Source organism: Janthinobacterium sp. SUN033 (assembly GCF_030397595.1).
GTDB lineage: Bacteria > Pseudomonadota > Gammaproteobacteria > Burkholderiales > Burkholderiaceae_D > Janthinobacterium > Janthinobacterium kumbetense.
On record NZ_JAPQNV010000004.1, the window covers coordinates 358,109 to 383,434 of the forward strand.

A 25,326-nucleotide genomic window follows, 5' to 3' on the forward strand; every position below is an offset into this window, starting at 1 on the left:
TTGCTTATAAAGAAGAAGTTGGCTGCTTCGGGGCGTGATTATAAGCTCCCGATTTGAGAATGTGCAAGGGTTGGCGCGAAAAAGTCTGCTTTTTTTGGATTTTTTTTATCCCCCCTGCCGGGAAACCGCATTTTCCCGTCATTTTCCCCTTTTACCGGGCGTCAGGCGGATGCATCCAGGAGTTGCCGAGAGGCTTATATTTACGCAACAACTGCTGATGCAAGCCCGACAGCACGGGCAATTTGGGGTTGCGCGGGTCCAGGCGGCGCACGCCGGCGATAAACGTCAGCGCCTGCTGCCCCATGCGCTCATCCCAGCCTTCGTGTTCCAGGCACTTCAGCACGGCCACGGCCGCATTGAACACCACTTGCGGATTATCGGGCAGGCGCGTGACGGCTTCGCCCATCAAATCGACGGCGCCGCGGAAATCGCCCTCTCCCGCCCTGGCGGCGCCGGCCGCCACCATGTCGGCCACTTCCTGGCGGCTTTGCCGCGCCAGCGCCTTGGCTAGCTCTTCGCGCCCAGCATGTTCGAACACGGCCATGGCGCGCGTCATGGCGGCGCTGTCGGGCGCATTGCGCATGACTTCACGCATCACCTCGGCGGCGCCGTCTTCGCGCCCATGCGCCAGGCAGTGGCGCGCCAGTTCGGTTTTCAGCATGTTCGAGCCGCCCACGCTGTGGCGGTTGGCGGCCAGCGCCGCGTCGAGCGATTGCTGCAGGCGCTCCTCGTTGCCCGTATGCGCATGCAGCATGGCGCTGCACAGCGCACTGCACAGCTCTGCATTCTTTTGCCCGCCCATCGACTTGTCGAGGTCGCGGATCACGGCGCCCACCTGCAGCGGGTCGCCCTTGCGCACCAGGGTCTGCACCAGGCGCACATGGTCTTCCGGATCGCGGAATTCCGAATACTTGGCCTTGCTGACGACCAACTTCAGGGATTTTTCCGCCATCTCGATATCGTCGGCAGCCAGGGCCGCCTCGCCCAAGCGGCGCAAGCGGCGCACGGCGTGCGGCGACAGGGCCACCGCTTCGCTCAGGGCGGCCTGCGCCAGTTCCGGCTTGCCTTGGGCCAGATGCGTGCGCGCCAGCCAGTCATATGCGTCGAGAAAACGCTTGTTGTTTTCCAGCAATCCCTCCAGGGTGCCTTGCGCCGCTTCGTACTCGCCCAGCAGGAACTGCGTCTTGGCCTGCCCCAGGCGCGCCCAGCCGATGGACTTGGCTGCATACAGGCCCGCGTAGATCGGCTCGGCGTCGGCCGCTTCGCCCAGCAGCAAATGCAATTCCGCGCGCAAGCGCAGAAAATCGGTGGCGTAGCGGGGATACAGGCTGGCGCCCTCCGCGCAGGCGGCAATCGCCGCGCGCTCATTGCCCACGTCGATCAACTCGTACACGGGCACGAAGGCATTGCGCTTGTCCAGCGCGCGGCCGATGCGTTCCAGCATGTTGTCAGCGGTGAAGGGCTTGAGGATGTAATCGGTGGGCAACAGCTCGACGGCGCTGACCACCTTGGCGAAGCTGCCTTCGCCCGTGACCATGAAAAACATGGTCGACGCGTGCATCAATTTGTGGTGGCGCAAGTCTTCCAGCATCTGCTGGCCATCCTGCCCGCCATCGAGATCGTATTCGCACAGGATCAAATCATACGATTTGCTGCCCAGCATGCGAATCGCCTGGCCCGAGCTGGCCGCGTCATCGATCTTCGCCAGGCCGCACAGGTTGAGCATATTGTGCAGGCTGGCGCGCATGCCCGGATGCGGCTCGATGATCAGTGCGCTAAGGCCCTTGAGTTCTTTCATGTCGTGATGTCCGAAAACTCCGCGGCGCGCCACACTGGTGCGTGGCGCCAGCCAGCATGAGGCTGCCGAGTATATGACGGCGCCGCGCGCAAGGGAATGGCGGCGTGCCGAAAAATGCCGACGACGTTGCTGCTCAAGCGACGGCGCGCTCCGGATGCCACAGTTGCGGCTCATGGTCGATCAGTTCCAGCAGCGCCGTCACCACTTCCGGATCGAACTGGCTGCCGCTGCGCTGCTCGATGTATTCGCGCACCTGCGGATACGGCCACGGCTCCTTGTAGGGCCGCTCGTGCAGCAAGGCATCGAAGACGTCGACCACGGCAACGATGCGCGCGGCCACGGGAATGTTGCGCCCTTTCAAGCCATTCGGATAACCGGCGCCATCGAAGTGTTCGTGGTGGCCGCCGGCGATCTGCGCGCCATACGTGAGATAGCTGACGCCGTCGACCATGTTGGCGGCCCGCTCGAGGATGGTGCGTCCGACGCTGGCGTGCAGCTGCATCTGCGCCCGCTCCTCGTCCGTATGCTTGCCGGGCTTGAGCAGCACGGCGTCCGGCGTGGCCACCTTGCCCACGTCGTGCAGGATGCTGGCCAGGCCTATCATGTCGAGCAACTGCGGGGTCAGCTCGTCGGCATACACGCCGCGTTGCTGCATGCGCCGGGCGATGGCGTCGGACAACAACTGCACCCGCCGCACGTGGCCGCCCGTGTCGCTGTCGCGGAACTCGGCCAGGTCGGCCAGCGCCACCACGGTCGCTTCCTGCGCCTTGCGCAGCTGGCCGAACATGTACAGGTTGTCGAAGGCGGCGGCGATACGCTGGCAAAATACTTCCAGCAAGTCGCGCTGGATCTGCGCCAGCGGCCACGGCGGCGTGACGGAGATGGCCAGCTCGCGGTTGCCTTCCGTATGGATGAACAGCACATTGGCCGGATGCTCGAACTGGCTGCGCTTTTCCGCGAATGCCTTGTCGATGGTGGACGTGAGGGCATGGTCGGCCGGCATCGCTTCGGACTCGGCCAGCACGGCATACGTGCCCGTGGCGGCCACCACCTCGGGCCGTCCGGCGCCGCCTTGCATCAGGCACAGCACGCCGTCGGCGCCCACGTCGAGGATGGCGCTGACCTGGTTCAGCACGCCGGAAGCGAATTCGCGCAGGGAATGGATCTGATACAGATTGGTGGCGCCGGCGAGGATCTTGCCCAGACCGATGCGGCTGCGTTCGAGCATCATCAGGCTCTCGTAGGCGCGCAGGGCCGAGATGACGGTGGTAAACAACTTTTGCGTCGTCAGTTCCGTCTTGGCCTTGTAATCGTTGATGTCGTATTCGATGATGACGCGCTGCTCGGGCGCCTGGCCCGGCTGGCCCGTGCGCAGCACGACGCGCACGATGGAGTTGTTCAGGTCGGCGCGGATGCGCTTGGCCAGGATCAGTCCCGCATCGTCCGTTTCCATCACCACATCGAGCAGCACCAGCGCGATATCGGGCGTGTCGCGCAGGATGTCGTACGCCTCGCGGCCGCTGTAGGCGGAAAACAGTTCCAGTTCGCGGCCCTTGAAACTGACATTGCGCAGCGCCAGCCGCGTGACCGCATGCACGTCGACGTCATCATCGACGATCAGGACACGCCACAGGCGCTGGTCGGGCGCGGCCAGCCCGGCAGGACTGGCCACCGGCTCATCTTCGTCGAGCAGCCAGTTATCATCTGCATCGGCCTTGAGGTCGGTCATGAATACTCCTAATGGATAAGTTCGATGTGGACGCTGCGTTGACGCATATCAAGCATAATCAGATTAGATGCTGCTTACAACAGGATTCTGCGTACCGCCTTCGCTGGCGGACGGCGACGACGCCGGCGCCGAGGCACCGCTGCGCGTGGCGCCGCCACAACTATCCTGGCCCGGCCCGACGGCCTGGTAGCGCACTTCATACTTGCCCGCGCTGAGCTGCTCCACCAGCAGCTTGTCGTACGCGAGGATGTACAGGTAGCGCACGTTCGAGCGCCGCTCCGTGTCAAACAGCTTGACGAACACGGGCGCCGCATTGCCGCTGTTGTCGATGCTCACGGCCAGCTCATCGCCCTTGTTACCGATCGGGAATCCATCGACATAGCCGGAATGGGTCGGCCAGGGTTCGCCATTCGGCGCCACCAGCGATGGGGACTCGGCCTTGCCAGCCCCATCGCAGGCGGGCTGGATACCTTTCAGGCTCAGCTGGGACACGGCCAGCACGCGGATCTCCGGCGTCTTCGCTTGCGGCGGCTCGGGCGCATACGGCTTGCCCACGGCCCAGCTGTCGACTGCCACCGCCTCGCCTTTCGACGACGACGCGGCACCGGCCGCCGGCGTGGCCGCTTCCGCATGGGGCTTGGCGCCGTCGCGGGCCAGGCCGCTCCAGGCCGACGCCAGCGCGGCAGGCACGGGCTGCGACGTGTCGAGCATCAGCAAGGCGCCCAGCCAGCCCAGCAACAGGCAGATAAACAAACTCAGCCACCAGCGCCAGTTGCGCCAGACGGGTTGCAGGCCGCGCCGCGGCTTGCCCTTCGGCGGCGGCACATCCTGCGCCCAGGCGTGTTCATGCGGCTGGGCATGGCCTTTCGCGCGGGCATCGCGGCTCTTGCCTTCTTCCTGGTGGGTGCTTTCCAGCCATTCGATTTCCCATTCCTCGGCGGCGATCCACTCGTCGTGTTCCTTGCGGCGTTGTGGATCGGACAAGGTGCCATAGGCGCTGTTGAGGATCGCCATGATGCGGGCGGCCTTTTCGTCGCCGGGATTCTTGTCCGGGTGGTATTTCTGGCTGAGGGCTTTGTACGCGGCACGTATGACTTCCTGCGGCGCCAGGCGCGCCACCTTCAGGTTGTCATAGTGTGTATGTATCTTTCCCATCGTTCTATCTTGAAATCGGTGCGCGGCGACGGGTTCTTGCAGGATGGAACCGTGCTGTGTCGGTCATCATATACGATATGACAAGATAATAACCACCGGCGGACAGGAAATTGCAGGGCGATACTGCCCTGCCTTGATATTGCAGGCGCTTACAAGCGGTGACTGCGGTCGCTGGACAACAGCGCTTCCGGCAACTCCACGCGGTGCCCCACTACCAGCACCTTGAACAATTCCCCCATCTCGGCGGGCGACACCAGTTTTTGCACGGCGCTCGCCTGCGGCAAATAGGTCTTGACCTGCTCCGGATCGGTGCGCAGCAGCAAGTCGCCGAGACCCGCGCCCAGCAGGAAGGACGCCTGGTTCATGTAGGCGAGCACATCGAGGCCCGCCTCCTGCGCCGCCACCGCCATCGCCGTAAAATCCACGTGGGCCGTGATGTCCTGCAAGCCGGGCAGATAAAACGGTTCCGCGTGGGCGTGATGGCGGTAATGGCACATCAGAGTGCCCGTGGCGCGCAAGTCCAGGTAATACTCATGCGCAGGGAAACCATAGTCGAACAGCACGGCCGCGCCGCCCTTGCCATTGGTCAGCATGCGCGCCAGCGAGCGCATGAAACCGCAGGCGACGCCATGAATTTCCGTGACATAGCCGACCGGCAAGGCGTCCGCCTCGGGCACCTGGGCGGCGATCTGCGCAGCCACGTCGGCGCCAGCGGGCCGTTCGGCAAACACGAACTGGCCGTCGGCGATGCTGACGTCGAGTTCGCACCAACCGGCGGGCGTCTTGCTGATCAGGTTGACGGGCATGGCGTCCAGCACTTCATTGCCGAACACGGCGCCCTCGAAACTGTCGGGAAATCCGTCGAGCCACACCACTTGCGGGAAGGCTGCCAGCGCCAGCTCCTGGCGCGCGCGCAATTCGCCGGACAATTCGACGATCGCATACTGTTCGACATGGATGCCGGCATTCGCCGCTTCCGTCAGGATATCGCAGGCCAGCTTGCCCGTGCCGGCGCCGAATTCGAGGATGCGCGGGGCCGTTTGCGCCATAATAGCGGCTGCCACATGGGCCAGGGTGGCGCCGAACAGGGGCGAAATCTCCGGCGCGGTTGTAAAATCGCCATCTTTGCCCAGCTTGGCGGCGCCGCCGCTGTAATAGCCGAGGTCAGGCGCATACAGCGCCAGCTCCATGAAGCGGACAAAGGGAATGGCGCCGTCATTGCGCGCGATTTCGGCGGCAATCTGGTGCTGCAAGGCATGGGACGCGGCCAGCGCGTCGCTATCGGGTGCGGGAAGAGACATTCCCGCATTGTAGCGAATCGGCGGCGCATGCCGCCAGTGTGGCGTCCACCGAATATCTCAACCATAGCAAAGACATGACAGAAGCAACGACAACGCCAATCGACAGCACACCCCGCGCCGCCCTCGTCACGGGCGCCGCGCGGCGCATCGGCCGCGCCATCGCGCTGGGCCTGGCGCGCGACGGCTGGGATATCGCCGTCCATTACCGCGATTCGCGCGACGAAGCGCTCAGTCTGGTCGCGGAAATCACCGCGCTGGGCCGCCGCGCGCAAGCGTTCCACTGCGACCTGGCGCAGGAAGCGGCCGTACGCCAGCTGTTGCCGCAGGCACAGGCGGCGCTGGGCCCCGTGACGTGCGTCGTCAACAACGCATCGTTGTTTGCATACGACAATGCGGGCGATTTTTCCGTCGCCGCGCTCGACGCCCACATGCACGCCAACCTGGCCGCCCCCATCCTGCTGGCGCAAGCCCTGTACCAGGCCACCCCGGCAGGCGGGCAAGCCGTGGTCATCAACTTGCTGGACCAAAAACTGTACAATCTCAATCCTGATTTTTTGTCGTACACCCTGTCCAAGGCGGCGCTGCTGTCGGCGACCACCATGCTGGCCCAGGCGCTGGCGCCGAAAGTGCGCGTGGTGGGCATTGCCCCCGGCATCACCATGGTCTCCGGCGAGCAGACGGAAGCGAACTTTGCCAAGGCGCATGAAAACACGCCGCTGGGACGTTCCAGCACGCCCGAGGATGTGGCCGACAGCGTCTGCTACGTGGCCGGCGCGCGCGCGCTGACGGGCACGACCCTGCTGGTCGATGGCGGCCAGCATTTGATCGGCTTGCCGCGCGACGTCATGTTTTTGACCAAATAATCAGCAGCCCTACCAAACAACCAGCACTCCAGCATTCCTTAAAAGGTAAAACTATGTCGTCCGCCCTGTCCCACCCTCGCCTGGCCGATTGCCGCCGCCTGTTCCTGCGCAATTACGAAGTCCTCATCAACATCGGCGTCTACGACTTCGAAAAAAAGGGCGAGCAGCGCGTCCTCATCAACGTCGACCTGTACATCCCCCTGGCCCTGTCGACGCCGAAGGATGACCAGCTGGAAGAAGTGGTCGACTATGACTTCATGCGCGAAACCATCGCCAAACGCATGGCGCAAGGCCACGTGCAGCTGCAGGAAAGCCTGGTCGACGACGTGCTGGCCGCCATGCTGGCCCACCCGCGCGTGCGCGCCGCGCGCGTATCGAGCATGAAACCGGATGTGTATCCCGACTGCGAAGGCGTGGGCGTGGAAGTATTCAAGATCAAGGATGAAGCATGAACAACATGAATGACACCGCCGTACTGGAAACGATGACGGCCGCCGTGGAAGTGCCGGCCAATGTGGAAGCGCAGAAACTGGCGCGCAAGAAGGCGGAAAAGATCGCCCTGGAAAACAACAAGCTGCACAAGCGCTTGTGCCGCCTGGTGGGACAAGCCATCGGTGACTTCAACATGATCGAAGACGGCGACAAGGTGATGGTCTGCCTGTCCGGCGGCAAGGATAGCTATGCGCTGCTGGACATCCTGATGACCTTGCGCGAACGCGCGCCGATTCACTTCGATATCGTCGCCGTCAACCTGGACCAGAAGCAGCCGAACTTCCCGCCGGAAATCCTGCCCGCCTACCTGACGGAACTGGGCGTCGCCTTCCACATCGAAAACCAGGATACCTACAGCATCGTCAAGCGCCTGATTCCGGAAGGCAAGACGACCTGCTCGCTGTGCTCGCGCCTGCGCCGCGGCATCCTGTACCGCGTGGCCGACGAGCTGGGCGCCAACAAGATCGCCCTGGGCCACCACCGCGATGATATTCTGGAAACATTCTTCCTGAATATGTTCTTCGGTGGCAAATTGAAAGGCATGCCGGCCAAGCTGCAGTCGGACGACGGCAAGCACATCGTCATCCGCCCGATGGCTTACGTGAAGGAAGAAGACACGCAGCGCTATGCGGAAGTCAAGGGCTTCCCCATCATTCCATGCGACCTGTGCGGTTCGCAGGAAAACCTGCAGCGCAAGCAGATCAAGGGCTTGATGCGCGAATGGGACAAGAAATTCCCCGGCCGCGTGGAAAGCATCTTCTCGGCCCTGTCGAACGTGGCGCCGTCCCACCTGATGGACCCGAAACTGTTCGGTTTCAAGGATTTGAAGGCGGACGGCGTGGCCAACCCCATGGGCGACATCGCCTTCGACGAAGAGCCGTGCTCGACGCCGACCACGTTCGGCACCATCGCGCTGCAACCGCTGTAAAAACCTCCTGTTGTTCCGCCGCCACCGTCCAGGTGGCGCGCGGTATCTTCCCTCCGCCTCTTTCCCCCCGCGTCCATTTGAGGTACCGTAGTCAGCTCTGCCGGTACGCGGTGCGTCACGCGCGCATCCCTGCACGGCGGTCAGCACGCATTCTTCCGACAACCTCACTGGAATGAACCATGACGCCATCCGCGCTCAAGCGCCCCCTGCTGTTTTCCCTGCTCGCTCTCGGCCTCTCCACCGCCTTCGCTGCGCCCGTCCCCACGCCAGGCGACCGGCAAGCCGACCGCTGGGACCTGACGGCGCTGTATCAAGACGACGCCGCCTTCGACGCCGACGCGAAAAAGCTGTCGGCGCAGCTGCAGCAACTGGGCGCCTGCAAGGGGCAGTTGAAAGCGTCGCCGGCCCGCCTGAAAAGCTGCCTGGACCTGTACGCCGAGGCGCGCAAGCGCGTCAACACGCTCACCACCTATGCGGCGCAATATTACGACCAGGATACGGGCGACAGCAAAGGCAACCAGCTGAACCAGCGCGCCGCCCTGCTGGGCAACGACTTCTCCCAGGCGACGACCTTCCTGCAGCCGGAAATCCTCGCCCTGGGCGGCAAGCGCATCGATGCCATGCTGGCGAAAGACAAGGGTTTGCAACTATACCGTTTTCAATTGAGCAACATGCTGCGCAGCGCGCCGCACACGCTCGACGCGGCTGGCGAACAGCTGGTGGCGCAGTTCGGCCTCGCAACAAGCTCGGCCGCCAGCGTCTACCGCACCCTGGCCAATGCGGAAATCCCGTGGCCCACCGTGAAACTGTCGGACGGCAAGGAAATACGTCTCGACCAGGCGGCGTACACGAAATACCGCGGTGACGACCAGCGCGCCGACCGCAAGCTGGTGTTCGACGCCTTCTTCGGCAAGTGGAAGGAATATGAACGCACGTTCGGCGAAACCCTGTACGGCCAGCTGAAGACGGACGCCGCGTATGCGAAAGTGCGCCGCTATGCCGATTCGCAAAGCGCGGCGCTCGACGCCGACCATCTGCCGCCCGCCGTCTACCAGACCCTGATCGCGCAAACCAACGCCAATCTGCCCACCTTGCACCGCTATTTCAAGCTGCGCGCGCGCATGCTGGGCGTCAAGGACCTCGCGTATTACGACATCTATGCGCCGCTGCTGAAAAGCGAGCGCAGCTTCCCGCTGGCCGACGGCAAGCAGATGATGCTCGATTCCGTCGCGCCGCTGGGCCACGACTACGTCAAGGCCCTCACCGCCGCCGTGGACGCGCGCTGGATGGACGTGTACCCGCGCCCGCGCAAGGTGGCGGGCGCCTACATGAATGGCGACGCGTACGACGTGCACCCGTTCGTGCTGCTCAACTACACGGACAATTACGAAGCCGTCAGCACCCTGACGCACGAATGGGGCCACGCCATGCACTCGGTGCTGGCCAACAAGGCACAGCCATCGGTCTATGCGCCGTACAGCATCTTTGTCGCGGAAATCGCCTCGACGACGAACGAGGCGCTGCTGCTCGACGCGCGCCTGAAGCAGGCCAAGGACGATGACGAGCGCCTGCTGTACCTGGGCGCGGCGCTGGAAAACCTGCGCGGCACCTACTTCCGCCAGGCCATGTTCGCCGAATTCGAAGCGGCCATCCACGGCAAGGTGGATAAGGGAGAATCGCTGACGGGCGAAGAGATCACGGCCATCTATGCCGGCATCCTCAAGCGCTACCATGGCGAGGCGCAAGGCGTCATGACCATCGATCCCGCCTACGCGCTTGAATGGGCCTACGTGCCGCATTTTTATCACGGCTTCTATGTGTTCCAGTACGCCACCTCGATCGCCGCGGCGCAGGATTTCGCGCAGCGCATCCTCGACAAGGAACCGGGCGCGCTGACCGCCTACCTGAAGATGCTCAGCTCCGGCGGTTCCGCGTATCCGTATGAGCTGGTGAAGGCGGCCGGCGTCGACCTGGCCTCGCCGAAACCGTACCAGGCGCTGGCAGCGCGCATGAACGGCATCATGGACCAGATCGAGGCGATCGAAAGCCGCCGGGGGAAATAAGCGCCCACGCAGGCCCGAATCAGGCCAATTGCTCTGATTCGGGCTTGTCCGCTTCCGCCGCCGCGAACGCCGCAGCATCGCTCTCGAACATGTCTTCCAGTTCCTCGCGCGCCTGGCGCGTGAGCGACATGACTTTTTGCTGGTCCTGGAAGTGCGGCGCCACTTCCAGCAAGGTTTTCAGGTTATGCCGGCCAAAGATGCCGGCCGCGCGCTGCGCCCGCTCCGGGCTGAAACCCACCTGCTGCAAGGTCTGCTCGCCCAGCAGCAGCGCCGCGGCGAACGTTTCGCGTTCGATCAGCGTCACGCCCCGCTTCATCAATTCATAGTAATGCGTGACGTTGCGCGCGCGCGCCAGAATCGTCAGTTCCGGCAGGCGCAGGCGCACGGCGTCGACCAGCGCCAGGCTGTCGTCCACATTGTCGATGGCGATCACCAGCGCCCTGGCCTTCTCGATACCGGCCGCCACCAGCAGGTCCACGCGCGTGGCGTCGCCATAAAACACCTTGAAGCCGAACTTGCGCAGCAGGTCGATCTGGTCCGGGTCGTGATCGAGCACCGTCACGCCGATCTTGTTGGCTGCCAGCAGGCGGCCGATGATCTGGCCGAAGCGGCCGAAACCGGCGATGACGATGGGATTGTCCTGCGCCTCGATATGGTCGTCGGGGCGGCGCTTCTTCTCGCCTTGCAGGCGCGGCGCGACGAATTTGTCGTGCAACAGCAGCAGCAAGGGCGTGGCCACCATCGACAGGGTCACCACCACGACCAGCAGCGCGGCCGTTTCCGGGGCAAACACGTGCGCGGCCTCGGCGGCGGCAAACACGACGAAGGCGAATTCGCCGCCTTGCGACAGCAGCAGCGCAAAGAACAGCTGCTGGCCGCGGGGAATGTCGACAAACTTCGACAGCAGGTACAGCAAGGCGATCTTCACCGCCAGCAGGCCCGCCACCAGGGCCAGGATCAGCATAGGCTGGGCGCGCAGCACGCCGAAATCGACGGACATGCCCACGGCAATGAAGAATAGGCCCAGGAGCAGTCCCTTGAACGGTTCCAGGTCGGAAATGAGTTCATGGCGGTATTCGGAATCGGCCAGCAACACGCCCGCCATGAAGGTGCCCAGCGCCATCGACAGGCCCACCGATTCCATCAGCACGCAGATGGCGATCACCAACAGCAGGGCAAAGGCCGTGAAGATTTCGCGCAAGTCCGTCCTGGCGATGAAGCGCAGGATGGGATTCACCAGGAAGCGACCGCCGATCACCAAGGCCGCCAGCACGGCGGCCAGCTTGGCCACGCGCAGCCAGCCCGGTTCGCCGCTGTGCGTGACCAGCCCACCCAACAGCGGCACCAGAGCGATCATGGGAATGGCGGCGATATCCTGGAACAGCAAAATGGAAAAGCCGGCGGAACCGGCCGGCGTGCTCATCAGCTTGCGTTCGCCCAGGGTGGCCAGCACGATGGCCGTCGACGACAGCGACAGGCCCAGCGCGCCGACCAGCGCCGTGCGCCAGTCCACGCCAAAGGCCATGGCCACGGCGCACAAGCCCGCGCTGACGACGCCCACCTGCGCCCCGCCCCAGCCAAAGATGGGACGGCGCAGCAGCCACAAGCGCTTCGGCTCCAGCTCCAGGCCGATCAAAAACAGCAGCAGCACCACGCCGAATTCGGAAAAGCTGAGGATCACCTCGACATTCTTGATCAGGCCCAGGCCCCAGGGACCGATGACGACGCCGGCCACCAGGTAACCCAGCACGGCGCCCATGCCCAGGCGCTTGGCCAGCGGCACCATGATGATGGCGGCGACCAGGTAAAACAGTATGTTGATGAGAAAGCTGTGGTGTTCCATGCGGATTCCGGAAAAACGTGACTGGAATCGCAATCATGCCTGAAGTGGCGCGCCAGCGGGGTATCAGGGTTGCGGTGCATCGATGCGTGCGCGTAGTTCGTCGACATTCACGCGCTGGAGGTAGCTTTCGATATTCTTCCACACGGCGTGGTAGCCGTAGCCGCCGTTTTTCAGCTCGTCGATCGCCTTTTCGCGCGGCCAGCCCTGGTACAGCATGCGGTACATGGCGGCCATCATGCCCGTGCGGTCGGCGCCGTGCAGGCAATGCAGCAGCACGGGACCCTGCTGTCCGGCGGCGCGGATGGCACGCATGGTGTCGATCACATGGCGGTCGCGGATGGCCCAGGTATTGATGGGAATGCGGACGGCGCGGATGCCGCTGCCTTCCAGCACCTGCGTATCGGAGTGGAAGGAGCGCAGGCTGATCACCGTCTTCACACCCAGCGCCTGCAACTGGGCCACGTCGGCGCTATCCAGCCTGGCGCTGCGGTACAGGACGGGCGTGACCTGGTGCAGGTTCGACACCTGCGGCAGCGGCGTGGCCCAGTCCGGATGTCGTGGCGGCGATGGTTGCGCCCCGGCCGGCGCGGCGGCCAGCCCCAGGGCGAGGGTCAACAGTACGACATGCAGCATCATGGTTTCCTGGTTATTGAAGAATGGCGCCGGCGCGCAGCACCTGCGCAAGCACGTCCTGGGCGGCGCGCGGGCGGCCCAGGGCCAGCGCCTTTGCGCGCATCGATTGCAACTGCTCGGGATGCTCGAGCAACAGGCGCACCCTGTATTCCAGGGTGACGGCATCGAATGCCTTCAGGGCCACGCCCTGCTCCAGCAGATAGTCGGCATTGCGCTCTTCCTGCCCGGGAATCGGCGAGTTGACGATCATGGGCAAGCCCAGCGCCAGGCATTCCGAGGTGGTCAGCCCGCCCGGCTTGGTGATCACCAGGTCGGCGCACGCCATCAGGCGCTCGACTTCGCTGGTAAAGCCTTGCGCCAGCAAGCGGCCCGGATACTGGCCGGCCAATGCCTGCAGCGCCGCCAGCGCGACGGTGTTTTTCCCCGCCAGCACGATCAGCTGGAAGTCACCCGGCAGCGCCAGCAGGCGCGCGGCGACCGTTTCAAGGCTGCCCAGTCCCGCCCCGCCGCCCATCAGCAGGATCGTCGTGCGCCGCGGGTCGAGGCCAAACGCCTGCGCGCACGACACGCGGTCGGGCGCCTGCGCGAATGCGGGCATGATGGGGATGCCCGTCACGTGGATGCGCCCGGCGGGGATGCCTTCGTGGCGCATGCGAAACGCCACTTCGTCGGTGGCGGCGAAATAGCCCTGCATCTGCTCGTGCACCCACATGCGGTGCAAGTCGAAATCCGTGACCTGCACCCACACGGGGCAAACCAGCTGCTGCTGGCGCAATGCGCGCGACAGCAATTCGGCCGGCAGGAAATGCGTGCAAATGATGGCGTCGGGCTGAAAAGCGGCGATCCGCGCCATCAGCGCGCGCGTGTTGAGGCGCTCGACGGCGCGGCGCAGGCGCTGCATCGAGCCGTCGCGCGGCGCATCGTGGGTGGCGTGATACAGATAGCCCCACAGCGCGGGCGCCTTGTTGACCAGCTTGATATACAAATCCGTGTACAGCTTGCGGAAGGCGGGCGTGACGAAATCCATCACGTCGAGATGCAGGGCCAGCGCCGCTGGGCCGCCGTCATCGCGCGCCGCATACGCCTCGATGGCTTGCGCCGCGCGCATGTGGCCGGCGCCGGCCGAGACGCTCAGGAGAAGAATTTTTTGTGTCATGAAAAACCGATGCGTGAACAGGTTGCGCGCGGACGCGGAAGATGCATTGGCAGGATAACATCGCTGCAAGCTGGCCGGTTTGATCTGGCCACGCGCGCGCTAGCCAATGACGGGGACGGGCAAGGCCGACACTTTCCAGCTGCCGTTGAGCTTGCGTTCCATCAAGGCCGGCAAGGCGCTGGCGTCGGGCGCGCCTTTTTTCGTGAACTTCACCGGCACCAGCAGATAGATGGTGACCTTGTCATCGTCGGCAATGTCCTCCTCCGGCTCCGCATTCCAGCGCTTGTCGATGGCCAGCAGCGCGTCGACGCCGTCCGGCCAGGCCAGATCCGCCAGGTGCGGATCGTCGCGCCGCAGCAGCTCGCCCGCCGCCAGGCTGGCCTGGTCGAGCGTGCGCCGTCCCAGGCGTGCCAGCAGCGCCACCGGAAAGCGCCAGGGGCTGTGCTGCGCGAAGCCGTGGACCGTCAGCGGCCAGCGGCCAGGCAGGCAGATGGCCAGTTCGGTCATCGGGGATTGCTGGAACAGGCCGACCGTAAACAACAGCTTGAAATCGCTCTTGCCGCCGATGCAGCTGATCCCCAGCGAAAAGCACGCATCGCCGCTGTCCGGGCTGAACACGGCCGGCAGCACCCAGCCGGCGCTGTTGTGCATGAAGGTGCGGATCGATTCCTGCGGCGAGGCGGCCGCTTGCTGCGGCACGTCGAGTATGCTGACGCCGCCGGCGGCAGCGAGCAATTGCGCGATCGCGGGAAAACCCCAGCCGGTGGCGATATCGACCGGCGCCTGGTTCCAGCGCGTATGCAGGCGGTTCGGATTGGCGCCCGACTGCAGCAGCAATGCCACCACGTCCTGGTGGCCGCCCACGCAGGCGCTGGCCAGCGGCGAGAGTATCTTGTCCGGCAAGCCATCGACGGCAGCGCCATGCCCGAGCAGCCAGCGGCAGGTATCCAGATGGCCATGGCCCGCCGCCACGTCCAGCGGCGTATGGTTGCGGTAACCGGGCAATGGCAGATCGATGTCCAGGCCCAGCGACACGAGCAGGGCGCAGACGTCGCGGCTACCGCCGGCCGCGGCCAGATGCAGCAGCGATTCGCCGTCATCCATGTTGTAGCGGCGCAAGGTCAACAGCGGCGGCGTGGCCTCGAGCAGGCTGCGCACCTGTTCCACCTGATTTTCGCCGACGGCGTCGCAGAGGCGAAAAAACGTCTCGCGGTGCTGGTTATACAGTGTCTTGTTGCCCATTCATGGTCTCTGCTCGTGGTGGCGGCGCCATCATCGAGCGGAGAATAGCATTTTCTTCCGATTAATCTGTGCGATTTGACAACTTCGGTGTGCGCGTCGGCGGCAATGCCAGGCCGGCCGGCGCGACATCCGTGCGCAGCACCGGATACAGGTTCAGGCGTTCATCCCAGGAAGCGTGGCGGCGGGCGAAGAATTCCAGGCGCGCGGCCGGGCTCTTGGCAAATGCGGGATCGCTGGCCAGCTTCTGCTGGAACTGCGCCGCCAGCGCCGGGTCGGCCGCCAGCTGGGCGCGCGCCACGTCTTCGGCCACGTATTCTTCCATGTACTCCTTACGCTCGAAGGCCGTATTGAAACTGCCCCAGGCCAGCAGGGAATCGGGCGCGCGCGGTTCGAGCAGGGCCACGACCAGGCGCGCCTTGGCCTGGTTGACGGGCACGTACAGCGCGCCCGCACCGACCACGCGCACCTCTTTCTGCCACTCGCCCTGCACGGCCGCCGTCTGGCGTCCCTCGAACGACTGCGCGCCGAATTTCACCTGCGTGGCGCGGAAGGTCTCGACCGGCAGCTTGCCCGGCGCGCCAGCCAGTACCTGGTACGACACGCCATGCTGGCGCAGCTTGGCCGCCACCATCTGCGCCTGCGCGGCGGGCACCAGATAGCCGGCCTGCGGCGCGGCCTGCTGCAGGTCGGGCACGATCTCGTCGCGCAGCGGTACGTTCCAGATCTGCGGCGTGGTTTCATCGTAGCGCGTCATCAGCGCGCCCGACACTTCGGACGGCGTACGCGTGTAGGCGTAGCCGCGAAACGCGATCATGCGGCTCTTCTCCGTGGTTTTATACGTGAGCGGCAGGGTGGTGCCGGCCAGCTGCGCGGCGCGTGCGTCCGCCTCGAGCGCCGTTTGCCGCCACTGCGCGCCATGCAGCGCCACTTGCGACAGCAGCGAGACGATGGTGTTGCGGGTGATGCGCACGCGGGTCGGATAATCCTTCCACGAATGGGTTTCCACCAGCATGCCGAAGCGGTTGCGCAGCTGGAAATAGCCATGCGAGAAGCGGGGATTCGGCGCCGAATCGACAAAACCCGATTGCGGATTGTCGTTCTCGGCAAACGAAATATAGTATGGTTTCGGGTCCGAGCCCTGCTTTGCCAGGTCGGCCAGCACGCCGTCGCGCAGCGCCGTTCCCGCCACGCGCAGGGCCGCATCGCCCGCATGCACGGGTTCGACCTGGATCGAGATATCGGGTTCGAACTGGGCGCCGTCGGTGACGTGCAGGTCGACGTAGGCCAGCGGGTCCCAGGCGTTCACCAGCGCCAGCATGTGCTGCATCTCGGGCGTATCGGCCTTCATGTATTCGCGGTTCAGATTGTAGTTTTGCGTCGTGCTGCGCCAGCCCATTTCCACGGGACCGCGCTGGTTCGGACGGTTCCACTGGCCGAAGCGCTCATGGCCATCGACATTGAAGACGGGGACGAACAGCAGCACCTGCTTGTCCAGCGCGCCGGGCGCCGCCTTGCCCTCCAGGACTTCGCGCAAGGCCAGGAAGCCCGCATCCTTGCCATCGATTTCGCCCGCATGGATGCCGCCCTGCACCAGCAGCACGGGCAGCTTGCGGCGCGCCGCTTCGGCCGGCGTCAGGGCGCCCGTATTCGTCACGGCCAGCGCCAGCATGGGGCGGTTTTCCGGCGTGCGGCCAAATTCGATACAACGCACCTGCTTCGGATAGCGCGCCTGGAACTGGCGACACAAAGCTTCCACTTCCGCGTAGCGGCCCGTATTCAAAAAGCCCGAGCGTTCGGCCACCGTCGTCAGGACGGGAGCGGCGTGTGCGCTGGCGGCAAACACGGTCAACAGGGCGGTGGACAGCAGGGCGTGGCGTAGCATGGGTCAAACTCCATCGAGAGAGAACAAGCGGGCAATTATAGAGTGGCGGTCGGATAAAAACGCGCCGGAAAATAAAAAAGCCGGAACAGCGTCAGCTGCTCCGGCCTTGCTTCGGCAAGCGTGAATTACGAGCCAAAATGGTAGTTGAACTCGACCCACCCCTGGCGGCCTTGCGGGCTGTAGTTGCCGATCAGGTAGTACGGCCAGCCGTTGCTGCTATCGCGCTTGATCTTGTCGAACACGTTGTTGACGATCAGCGAAACGGTGGCGCGGTCGTTGATGCGGTAGACGGTGCTGATGTTGGCCAGCGCCGTCGGCGTCAAGTAAGCCTTGCCGGCGGCATTCGGCACCTTGCCGTAACGGCTGACCAGCAAGGTATTCGACCAGTCGCCCGCGGCCCAGTTGACGCTCAGGTTCAACTTGTCGGGCCAATCCCTGTTGGTCATCGATTTGGTTTCGTCGGTCTCTTCGTCACCGGCAAATTGCTGCGATTTCTTGCTCAGCACCTTGGCGTAGTTGGCCTTGAAGGCGAAGCGGCCATAGTCCGTCGTGCGCAGCAGATACTTCAGGCTGACATCGATGCCGCTGCTGCTTTGCTTGGCCGCGTTGATCGGATTGACGGTGATGGTCTTGATCTCGCCCGCCTTGTTCAAGGCATTGGCCGCGTAACGCTCGATACGGCCCAGGGTATCGATACAGGTCGGCGAGCCGATATCGGCCTTGCCGAGGCGGCAATCGGATTCGTCGCGCAGCAGCTTGTCGGCGTCCAGATTCGTCACCAGGTCGTCAATCTTGATGTTCCAGTAATCGACCGAAACGTCGAAATTGGAACTCGGCGACCAGACGGCGCCCACGCCGAAGGACTTGCCCTTTTCCGACTGCAGGTCGCGGCTGCCGTTCTGCACGTAATCGGCACCCGGCGATTTATTGGCATACTCGCAGCCGTCGATGGCCTTGCCCGCAGCATCGCAACGGTAATAGTCGGTGGTGCTCGCATAATAGCCTTTGCCGCGTGCCTGGTAGATGTAATTCATGTCCGGCGCGCGGAAGCTGGTGGCATAGTTGGCGCGGAACAGCAGCTCCGGCGCCGGGCGCAATTCCAGCCCGCCGTTGTAGGTGAACTTGCCTTCCTTGCGGCCGGCAAAGCTGTAGCGGTCATAGCGGCCGGCGACGGTAGCGGTCAGCTTTTCATGCAGCGGCACATTCAACTCCGCACCCAGCGCATAGCGCGAACGGGTGCCGGCCGTGACGCCCGAACCGGTGGCGACATTGAAATAGCCCTGGTCGATGCGCGCGTCGGGTTCGTTGCTGAAGCCCTGCTTGCTCGCTTCGGCAATCGTGGCGATTTTCACCGTGCCGGCGGGCAGCTGGAACAGGTCGCCATTCGTGGCCAGGCTCAGGGTATTCGTCCAGGCCTTGTCATGGCTGGTGCTGTAGCCGCTGATACTGTCGAATTCGGCCGGCGTCAGGCGCTGCGACAGGCGCGCGGGATCGGCTGCGTAGATGGCCACGCCCTTGGCGTCCGTGCCCAGCTTCGGTCCCAGGAAGAAGCTGTCGATGTTCGACAACATGCGCGGCGTGTGGCCTTCGCTCTTGTAGATGGACGCGTTGTAATTGGCTTCATACTGCCAGGCGCTGCCCGGAATGCGGCCCTTGGCACCGAGCGAGATGGCCGTGGCCAAGTCGTCCCAGCTGCGGTTGTAGCGCTGCACGCCGCCGATTTCCTCGGGCGAGATAAAGCGCGTCCACTCTTCGTAGGCGCCGCTGTTCTGGTTCAGGAAGGAATTGCCGTTCAGCGAAGCCGAGGCCCACGACGGGCCGCGCGTATTGTTGACGGTCTTGTTCTTGCCGATCAGAACATCGGCAAACAGGGTGGTGTCGGCATCGAGCTCGTAATTGGCGCTGCCGAACACGTTCTGGCTCTGGTTCTTCGTCTGCGTGGTCCAGAAGGTGGGGCGGGCTTTCGGGCTAGCGCAATAGCTGCCGTTTGCCGCCGTGTACTTGCTGACGCTACCGCCGAACATGTCGCCGAACTGGCCGCAGGTGTCGCCCAGGTCGACATATTTGTCTTTTACCAGGGTGCGGCGCGCGGCGACCGTCGTCGGCACGCCGGAGCGGCTGGTCATGAAGTCGCGGTCCATGCTCCACAGCGGGTCGCGCTGGCTCAGTTCCACGCTGAACAGGGTATGCAGCTTGTCGAAATTGCCGCCGCCCGTCAGCTGCACGCGCTGGTTGCCGGCGCCGCCGCGCGAGGTGCCGCCCAGCTTGACGTTGATATCGAAACCGTCCGTCTGTTTTTTCAGGATCACGTTGACCACGCCGGCGATCGCGTCCGAGCCATAGATGGCCGAGGCGCCGCCGTTGAGGATTTCGATGCGGTCGACAATGCTCGACGGGATGTTCGCCAGGTTGGTGAAGTTGACGGCGCCGTCATAGGCGATGGGGAAGTCGGCCAGGCGGCGGCCGTTCAGCAGGATCAAGGTATGGTTCGGGCCCAGGCCGCGCAGGCTGATGGTATTGGCCGACGGCGTGAAGGTATTGCCGTAATCCTCGCCCTGCGTAAAGCCGCTGTTCTGCACCTGGCTGGTCAGCGCGTCGAAGACGTTCTTGTAGCCCTGCTTGGTGATTTCGTCGCCGGTCAGGATGGTGACGGAAGACGGGCCTTCCAGGCTGGCGCGGGGAATGCGCGAACCGGTGACCACGACGGCTGGCGGGGTGGCCGCAGCTTGCTGATCCGCTGCGGGCGCTTGCGTTTGCGCGTGCGCCTGCCATGCGGTGCCGCCCAGGATGGCCAGTACGCCAAGGCTGAGCTGTGTTAACTTGAACTGTTTCGACATCGTTGCGCTTCTCAAGGTGGGAGAAAAGCGGCAAGATAGCAAAATGTCAGTCATTCCAGAACGAATGGATTCATCTTTCTATATATCGAAATTGTTATATAGAAAGATTTCTGAGCAGGAAAACGCCAGGCGTCCTCGTTAGCCTATGGCAGGAACATGCGCGTTAATGGCGCCTGATGGCAATTTCCTTGTAGGACGGCCGCAACAGGCGCGCGGCCGTGTCGGCCGGACTCTCCATCGAACTCAACAGCCTGGTGGCCCCCATGGCCGGCGTGCAGCTGCCGCTGCTGCGGTAGCGCAACGCCGCCGCCAGCATGCCTTCCGCCGCGTCGCCTAGCGCATGCTGGTAATCGTCCGCCACGTCGCAGGTCGGCGCCATGCCATCGGCAAAGTCGCCAAAACCCTTGGCGTTGACGCCCTGGAATTGCACGGCGAAATATGTGGTGCCGCAATTCGGCGCGGGATAGAAACCGTAGGGCTTGCCACACGTCGTGCCGCCGATCAGGTTGACTTGCACGTCCACGCCGCGCAAGCCGTTGATGATCGCTTCGCTGGCCGAGCAGGTGTTGCCCGTTGTCAACAATGTCACCCGCTTGAGCCCCAGCGAAGGCAGCGGCGTGCCCTTGGGCAGGGGATTCTGCGCGGGAAAGCCCTGGCTTTGCGCATGGAATGGCACGGGCGCTTCCGGCCGCGTCTTGTCATTGAAGAGCACCTGCTCGAAGGTCTTGCCGGTGGTGACTTGCGGACCGGCGATCATGTAAGCGAGTTCGCTGGCGACATCGAGGTAACCGCCGCCGTTGTAGCGCACATCGAGCACCAGGTCGCTGATGCCGGCCGCCTGGAAGCGGGCCATGGTCTCGACCAGCTGGCGTTCGGCCACGTTGTTGTGCGTGTTGAAGGTCAGGTAGCCCACCTTGCCCGTGGGCGTGTCGATGATGCGCTCGTTCTGCACGGCGCTGGTGCTCACGTCCACCGCCGTCAGGCTCACCGACAGGGGCGCGCCGTTACGGCTCAATCCCAGCGTGTGCGCGCCTTGCGCCTTGGGGAACAGGCCGGCGTTGAGGATAGCCACGCTGGCCGCGTCGGGGACATTGACGAAATCGACGCCATCGACGGTTTGCAGCACGTCACCGCGCCGCAAGCCCGCCAGTGCCGCCGGCGAGCCTGGCTCGACGATCGAGATCACCGCCTTGCGCGGCGGCGTGGTACGCGTCAGCGCCAGCAGCATGCCGTAACCCAGTTCCACGCCATTGAGCGAAGCTTCCCATTCGGCCGTCGTGTACGTGAAATGGAACTGATCCTTCGGCTTGCCGGACGCCGTCGTGGCCGTTGTTTTCAGCACATCGAAGTACGCGACGGGCGTGACGAAGCTTTGCGCCTGGTAAGTGGTCGGCACTTCGCGGTACCACAGATACGTTTCATCGATCCAGCTGCGCACCCACGTCAGTTCATCGAGCAAGGTGCCCGGCTTGTCGATGCTGCTGCCGCCGCGCGGCGCCGCGCAGCGGTTCGCGACCGTGGACGAAGCGACCAGCGCCGCCGGACCCGCCGGCGTCACGGGCGGCACGACGGGCGCGCTGTCGCTGCCGCCGCCACCTCCACCGCAGGCACTCAACAACAATACGAGAGGAACCGCCAGGGCGGAAAAGCGCAGGGAAGACATGACGAACTTTCCGAAAAGAAATTATCGAAAAATTATAAGACGTTTTACAAACAGGCGTTGTTTTCTTTGATACAAAAAAATGGCGCCCGCAGGCGCCATTGCTACAGCGTGGAGCTCACCCCATCACGCCACGGTGGCCGCCACGGGTGCCGCCACGACGGGCGGCAGCGGCGTCGGCGCATTGAAGGCGATCAGCAAACTGGCTTCCTTCTCTTTCGCCGCCTTCAGATGACGCTCCTTCACGTGGCCATAGCCGCGGATGTCTTCCGGAATGCTGGCAATCGCCACGGCTTGCGCCAGCTTGGCCATCGTCAGTTTCGGCAGCAAGCCACCCACCGTCGTGCGGTACTCGAGTATCAGCGCCCGTTCCATCTTGCGCTCGGCCGTATGGCCGAACACGTCGAAGGCCGTGCCGCGCAAGCCCTTGAACTTGGCCAGCACGCCGAAGGCCTTCAGCATCCACGGGCCATATTCCTTCTTGATCAAATGGCCATGGGCATCCGTTTTCGCCATGATCGGCGGCGCCAGGTGGAACTTGAGCTTGATGTCGCCCTCGAACATGGCGGCGATCTTCGCCTGGAAGGCGCCGTCCGTGTACAGGCGCGCCACTTCGTATTCGTCCTTGTAGGCCATCAGCTTGTAGAAGTAGCGGGCCACGGCTTCCGTCAGGCGCAGGTGCGGGCCATTCAGCGCGCTTTCGGCGGCGCGCACCTGGCCGACGAAGTCCAGGTATTGCTGCGCATACGCGCGGTCCTGGTAAGCCGTCAGCAGGGCCACGCGCTTTTCGATCAGGTCGTCGAGCGTTTCGATGCGCTTGAATTCCACCACCTTGGCTGGCGTCGTCATGCGCACCAGGCTGGCCGCATCGTGGGCGCCCGCGCGGCCCCAGTTGAAGGCCGCCTTGTTGAACGCCACCGAGACATTGTTCAAGTCGATGGCCTTCATGATGGCAGCTTCCGACAGCGGCACTTTGCCTTTTTGCCAGGCGTAGCCGAGCATGAACATGTTCGTCGCGATGGAGTCGCCCATCAGCGCCGTGGCGATCTGGCCCGCGTCGATGAAGTCCACGTGGTCGCTGCCGCACGCCTTTTCGATTTCCATGCGCGCCGAGGCGCCGGGGAATTGCCAGTCCGGGTTTTTCACGAACGCGGCCGTCGACGAGCTGGTCGAGTTGATCATGGCCCAGCTGCGGCCCTCTCCCATGCGCGACAGGGCGTCGCGGCTGGCCGTGACGATCAAGTCGCAGCCGATGACCAGGTCAGCCGCACCGGTACCCACGCGCGTCGAGTGGATATCTTCCTGGCGGTCCGCCAGGCGCACGTGCGACATCACGGGGCCGCCCTTTTGCGCCAGGCCGCTCATGTCCAGCACGGAACAGCCCTTGCCTTCCACGTGGGCCGCCATGGCCAGGATCTGGCCGACGGTAACGACGCCCGTGCCGCCGATGCCGGTGACCAGGATGCCGAACGGCTCGGCCGTCGACGGAATGACGGGCGTCGGCAAGGCCGGCGCCGCTGGCGCGTCCTTGTCGGCGGCAGCCGCCTTCTTCGGCTTTTTCAAGCCGCCGCCTTCCACCGTCACGAAGCTGGGGCAGAAACCCGTCGTGCACGAGAAATCCTTGTTGCAGGACGACTGGTTGATCTGGCGCTTGCGCCCCAGTTCCGTTTCCAGCGGTTCCACCGACAGGCAGTTCGATTGCACGGAACAGTCGCCGCAGCCTTCGCAGACGGCTTCGTTGATGACGGCGCGCTTGGCCGGGTCCGGGTATTCATTGCGTTTCCGGCGGCGGCGTTTTTCCGAAGCACAGGTCTGGTCGTAGATCATGGCCGATACGCCGGGCATGTCGCGCAGTTCGCGCTGCACGTCCATCAGTTCCGAACGGTGGCGCACGGTGACGCCTTCCGCCCAGGCGTAATCGTCCGGGTACTTTTCCGGTTCATCCGTGACGACGATGATGGGACCGACGCCTTCGGCGGCGATCTGGCGCGAAATGATGGCCGGCGACAGGGGGCCGTCGAATTCCTGGCCGCCCGTCATGGCCACCGCATCGTTGAACAGGATTTTATAAGTGATGTTCACCTTGGCCGAGACGGCCGCGCGGATGGCCAGGATGCCCGAGTGGAAATACGTGCCGTCGCCGAGGTTGGTAAATACGTGCTTTTCATTCGTGAACGGCGCCTGCCCCACCCAGGTGACGCCTTCGGCGCCCATGTGGGTGAACGTCGACGTTTCGCGGTCCATCCACAGCACCATGTAGTGGCAGCCGATGCCGGCCAGCGCGCGCGAGCCTTCCGGCACCTTGGTCGAACTGTTGTGCGGGCAGCCGGAGCAAAAGAACGGCGTGCGGTCCTTTTGCGGATCGGGTTTCACGCTGATGGCCTTGAGGACGTTTTCCTTCGCTTCCAGGTAGGCGATGCGCTCCTTCACGCGCTGCTCCACCGGGTGGCCGGCGTAGTAGCGCGAAATGCGGCTGGCAATGGCGCGGGCGATCATGGCCGGATTCAGCTCATACGTGGCCGGCAGCAGCCAGTCGCCGTGCCCCGTCCCCTTCTGGTTGCTCCATTCGCCCGTGTCGTCGAACTTGCCGACCACGCGCGGACGCTCGCCGTCCTTGAGGTTGTAGAGTTCTTCCTTCAGCGCGTATTCGAGAATCTGGCGCTTTTCTTCCACCACGAGGATTTCATCGAGGCCCTTGGCAAATTCATGCACGCCGTCCGCTTCCAGCGGCCAGGTCATGCCGATCTTGTACAGGCGGATGCCGATGTCGGACGCCGTCTGCTCGTCGATGCCCAGGTCGGCCAGCGCCTGGCGCGTATCGAGGTAGGATTTGCCGGCCGTGATGATGCCGATGCGCGCCTTCGGGCTGTCCCAGATGATTTTATTGAGCTTGTTGGCACGCGCATACGCCAGCGCCGCATACCATTTGTAGCTGTTCATGCGTACTTCTTGTTCCAGCACCGTGTCGGGCCAGCGGATGTTCAAGCCACCGGCCGGCATCTCGAAGTCGGTCGGCAGGGTGATCTGCACGCGGTCCGGGTCGAAATCGACGGCGGCGCCCGATTCGATGATGTCGGTCACGCATTTCATCGACACCCATAGCCCCGTGTAGCGGCTCATGGCCCACGCGTGCAAGCCGTAGTCGATGTATTCCTGCACCGACGACGGGTACAGCACGGGGATGCCGCAAGCGTTCAGGATATGGTCGGACTGGTGCGCCGTGGACGAGGATTTTGCCGCATGGTCGTCGCCGGCCAGCACCAGCACGCCGCCATGCTTGGCGGAGCCGGCGTTATTGGCGTGCTTGAACACGTCGCCGCAGCGGTCGACGCCAGGGCCCTTGCCGTACCACATGCCGAACACGCCGTCGTATTTCGCGTCTTCGAACAGATTCGTTTGCTGCGTGCCCCAGACGGCTGTGGCGGCCAGGTCTTCGTTCAGGCCCGGATGGAATTTGACGTGGTGTTCATCGAGGTATTTCTTGGCCTTGATCGCCGTCATGTCGACGGACGTCACAGGCGAACCGCGGTAACCGGTGATGTAGCCGGCCGTATTCAGGCCAGCCTTCAAATCGCGCTCGCGCTGCAGCATCGGCAGGCGGATCAGCGCTTGCGTGCCCGTCATGAAGGCGCGGCCACGCTCCAGCGTGTATTTGTCGTTCAGGGAAATTTCGGACGCGTGCGCGCCCGGCTCAAGACTCGAGCCCTTGATTGGTGCATTCATTACTTGTCTCCATTATTCTCT

Annotated in this window: 16 protein-coding genes; 4 read left to right on the forward strand and 12 right to left on the reverse strand. The window is 63.9% G+C overall.

Annotation, left to right across the window (positions count from 1 at the left end; all coding sequences use genetic code 11):
• Positions 1-151: 151 nt before the first annotated feature.
• From OX460_RS18725 to OX460_RS18740, 4 genes are all read right to left on the reverse strand, one after another.
• Positions 152-1,798 (reverse strand): tetratricopeptide repeat-containing response regulator, encoded by a 1,647-nt coding sequence (locus OX460_RS18725; protein WP_077398774.1) that lies wholly within the window; start codon positions 1,796-1,798, stop codon positions 152-154.
• A 133-nt stretch (positions 1,799-1,931) separates the two neighbouring features.
• The gene (locus tag OX460_RS18730) at positions 1,932-3,527 is read right to left on the reverse strand and encodes a DUF3369 domain-containing protein (protein ID WP_099665767.1); all 1,596 of its coding nucleotides are present in this window, start codon (positions 3,525-3,527) and stop codon (positions 1,932-1,934) included.
• Between the two features lie 63 nt (positions 3,528-3,590).
• The gene (locus OX460_RS18735; RefSeq protein WP_289899547.1) at positions 3,591-4,682 is read right to left on the reverse strand and encodes a DnaJ domain-containing protein; all 1,092 of its coding nucleotides are present in this window, start codon (positions 4,680-4,682) and stop codon (positions 3,591-3,593) included.
• A gap of 149 nt (positions 4,683-4,831) precedes the next feature.
• On the reverse strand, positions 4,832-5,983 hold the full coding sequence (locus tag OX460_RS18740) for an SAM-dependent methyltransferase (protein ID WP_289899548.1): 1,152 nt from the start codon (positions 5,981-5,983) through the stop codon (positions 4,832-4,834).
• A gap of 74 nt (positions 5,984-6,057) precedes the next feature.
• Between OX460_RS18740 and OX460_RS18745 the strand changes: the two genes are divergently transcribed.
• The 4 genes from OX460_RS18745 (at position 6,058) to pepF (ending at position 10,329) form a co-directional block, all read left to right on the forward strand.
• Positions 6,058-6,846, forward strand: a complete 789-nt coding sequence (locus tag OX460_RS18745; RefSeq protein ID WP_289899549.1) for an SDR family oxidoreductase — start codon at positions 6,058-6,060, stop codon at positions 6,844-6,846.
• 53 nt (positions 6,847-6,899) lie between these two features.
• The gene (locus tag OX460_RS18750) at positions 6,900-7,298 is read left to right on the forward strand and encodes a dihydroneopterin aldolase (protein WP_046682033.1); all 399 of its coding nucleotides are present in this window, start codon (positions 6,900-6,902) and stop codon (positions 7,296-7,298) included.
• 32 nt (positions 7,299-7,330) lie between these two features.
• Positions 7,331-8,266 (forward strand): tRNA 2-thiocytidine(32) synthetase TtcA, encoded by a 936-nt coding sequence (ttcA, locus tag OX460_RS18755; protein WP_251349712.1) that lies wholly within the window; start codon positions 7,331-7,333, stop codon positions 8,264-8,266.
• Between the two features lie 179 nt (positions 8,267-8,445).
• On the forward strand, positions 8,446-10,329 hold the full coding sequence (gene pepF / locus OX460_RS18760; protein ID WP_289899550.1) for an oligoendopeptidase F: 1,884 nt from the start codon (positions 8,446-8,448) through the stop codon (positions 10,327-10,329).
• A 19-nt stretch (positions 10,330-10,348) separates the two neighbouring features.
• On the opposite strand, the gene kefC is transcribed toward pepF, so the two are convergent.
• The 8 genes from kefC to OX460_RS18800 form a co-directional block, all read right to left on the reverse strand.
• Positions 10,349-12,172 carry a glutathione-regulated potassium-efflux system protein KefC gene (kefC, locus tag OX460_RS18765; RefSeq protein ID WP_289899551.1) on the reverse strand — a complete coding sequence of 608 codons (1,824 nt, stop codon included), beginning with the start codon at positions 12,170-12,172 and terminating at the stop codon, positions 10,349-10,351.
• Positions 12,173-12,235: 63 nt separating this feature from the next.
• On the reverse strand, positions 12,236-12,808 hold the full coding sequence (locus tag OX460_RS18770) for a dual specificity protein phosphatase family protein (protein ID WP_099665773.1): 573 nt from the start codon (positions 12,806-12,808) through the stop codon (positions 12,236-12,238).
• A 10-nt stretch (positions 12,809-12,818) separates the two neighbouring features.
• On the reverse strand, positions 12,819-13,961 hold the full coding sequence (locus tag OX460_RS18775) for a glycosyltransferase (RefSeq protein WP_289899552.1): 1,143 nt from the start codon (positions 13,959-13,961) through the stop codon (positions 12,819-12,821).
• A 99-nt stretch (positions 13,962-14,060) separates the two neighbouring features.
• Positions 14,061-15,203, reverse strand: coding sequence for an ankyrin repeat domain-containing protein (locus OX460_RS18780; RefSeq protein ID WP_289899553.1), 1,143 nt, complete (start codon positions 15,201-15,203; stop codon positions 14,061-14,063).
• Positions 15,204-15,264: 61 nt separating this feature from the next.
• Positions 15,265-17,085: a M14 family zinc carboxypeptidase gene (locus OX460_RS18785; RefSeq protein ID WP_289899554.1), complete on the reverse strand. Its 1,821-nt coding sequence runs from the start codon at positions 17,083-17,085 to the stop codon at positions 15,265-15,267.
• Between the two features lie 125 nt (positions 17,086-17,210).
• The gene (locus OX460_RS18790) at positions 17,211-19,922 is read right to left on the reverse strand and encodes a TonB-dependent receptor (RefSeq protein ID WP_289899555.1); all 2,712 of its coding nucleotides are present in this window, start codon (positions 19,920-19,922) and stop codon (positions 17,211-17,213) included.
• A gap of 163 nt (positions 19,923-20,085) precedes the next feature.
• Positions 20,086-21,585 (reverse strand): S41 family peptidase, encoded by a 1,500-nt coding sequence (locus OX460_RS18795; RefSeq protein ID WP_289899556.1) that lies wholly within the window; start codon positions 21,583-21,585, stop codon positions 20,086-20,088.
• A 123-nt stretch (positions 21,586-21,708) separates the two neighbouring features.
• The gene (locus OX460_RS18800) at positions 21,709-25,305 is read right to left on the reverse strand and encodes an indolepyruvate ferredoxin oxidoreductase family protein (RefSeq protein WP_289899557.1); all 3,597 of its coding nucleotides are present in this window, start codon (positions 25,303-25,305) and stop codon (positions 21,709-21,711) included.
• Positions 25,306-25,326: the final 21 nt, after the last annotated feature.

Coding starts and splice junctions, on each gene's coding strand:
- OX460_RS18725 (WP_077398774.1), bottom strand. CDS start 1,798: ATGAAAGAACTCAAGGGCCTTAGCGCACTGATCATCGAGCCGCATCCG.
- OX460_RS18730 (WP_099665767.1), bottom strand. CDS start 3,527: ATGACCGACCTCAAGGCCGATGCAGATGATAACTGGCTGCTCGACGAA.
- OX460_RS18735 (WP_289899547.1), bottom strand. CDS start 4,682: ATGGGAAAGATACATACACACTATGACAACCTGAAGGTGGCGCGCCTG.
- OX460_RS18740 (WP_289899548.1), bottom strand. CDS start 5,983: ATGTCTCTTCCCGCACCCGATAGCGACGCGCTGGCCGCGTCCCATGCC.
- OX460_RS18745 (WP_289899549.1), top strand. CDS start 6,058: ATGACAGAAGCAACGACAACGCCAATCGACAGCACACCCCGCGCCGCC.
- OX460_RS18750 (WP_046682033.1), top strand. CDS start 6,900: ATGTCGTCCGCCCTGTCCCACCCTCGCCTGGCCGATTGCCGCCGCCTG.
- ttcA (WP_251349712.1), top strand. CDS start 7,331: ATGACGGCCGCCGTGGAAGTGCCGGCCAATGTGGAAGCGCAGAAACTG.
- pepF (WP_289899550.1), top strand. CDS start 8,446: ATGACGCCATCCGCGCTCAAGCGCCCCCTGCTGTTTTCCCTGCTCGCT.
- kefC (WP_289899551.1), bottom strand. CDS start 12,172: ATGGAACACCACAGCTTTCTCATCAACATACTGTTTTACCTGGTCGCC.
- OX460_RS18770 (WP_099665773.1), bottom strand. CDS start 12,808: ATGATGCTGCATGTCGTACTGTTGACCCTCGCCCTGGGGCTGGCCGCC.
- OX460_RS18775 (WP_289899552.1), bottom strand. CDS start 13,961: ATGACACAAAAAATTCTTCTCCTGAGCGTCTCGGCCGGCGCCGGCCAC.
- OX460_RS18780 (WP_289899553.1), bottom strand. CDS start 15,203: ATGGGCAACAAGACACTGTATAACCAGCACCGCGAGACGTTTTTTCGC.
- OX460_RS18785 (WP_289899554.1), bottom strand. CDS start 17,085: ATGCTACGCCACGCCCTGCTGTCCACCGCCCTGTTGACCGTGTTTGCC.
- OX460_RS18790 (WP_289899555.1), bottom strand. CDS start 19,922: ATGTCGAAACAGTTCAAGTTAACACAGCTCAGCCTTGGCGTACTGGCC.
- OX460_RS18795 (WP_289899556.1), bottom strand. CDS start 21,585: ATGTCTTCCCTGCGCTTTTCCGCCCTGGCGGTTCCTCTCGTATTGTTG.
- OX460_RS18800 (WP_289899557.1), bottom strand. CDS start 25,305: ATGAATGCACCAATCAAGGGCTCGAGTCTTGAGCCGGGCGCGCACGCG.